We start from the raw sequence: 723 nt of genomic DNA, 5'->3' as shown, positions 1-723 counted from the left end.
GAAATCCAGTCACAAATTTGTAAACACAATATTAGCTATTAACAACACAAAACATGATCTTAATAGCACAAAGACACAGGAACTTGTCACCATGAAAATGATTTCTCGTTTTATTACCATCAGCATTCTTGCCGCCGCAATCATCTTGCCTTTTTTCTTTAAGATGGACAATGGTAAGCCTACACTCGCCATGCCGACGTCTGCCGACCTGATTCCTGATAAAATACTACCCGACAGCCTTACCGGCAACGAAAGCTCGAGCTCGACAGCCAGCTCAAGCAGCAGTAACAAAGTGTCCTTCTATAAATGGCAAGACGCAACAGGCATGTGGCACTATGGTGATAGACCCCCTGCAGGGGCTCAGAACGTATCAACCATGAATGTAAACACCAATGTTAATATCATCCAAAGTCTAAAGCTCGATTCCGAGGAAGGCGAAACGTCTTCTGGAAAGACCTCTCAGCCAAAAATGTCTGACACACTGGCCGATGGCCAACTAACAGTTGATGATGCTTTCAATGCAATGAGTGACGCAAAAGCCGTCCGTGATATGATGGAATCTCGTAACGAAACACTGAAAGCGATTACCGGCGAAAACTAAAAGCCATTCATTTCGTTCAAACCAGTACTCTTCAGCAAATAGCTCTGAGAAGACCTGAAGTCATTAAGGCCTTCTCTAAGCCCCTTACCAGAGCACAAAAAGACCGTGACAAAAAGCAGTAA

At 44.0% G+C, this 723-nt stretch carries 1 protein-coding gene; it reads left to right on the top strand.

Annotation, left to right across the window (positions count from 1 at the left end):
* Positions 1-601 (top strand): DUF4124 domain-containing protein (locus tag A3766_RS18220; RefSeq protein ID WP_231882924.1); only part of this gene is annotated, 601 nt, incomplete at its 5' end.
* Positions 602-723 lie beyond the last annotated feature (122 nt).

This window comes from Oleiphilus sp. HI0132 (genome assembly GCF_001635845.1).
The sequence above is the reverse complement of the archived record's forward strand: the minus strand, read 5'-3'. Positions and strand labels throughout refer to the sequence as shown.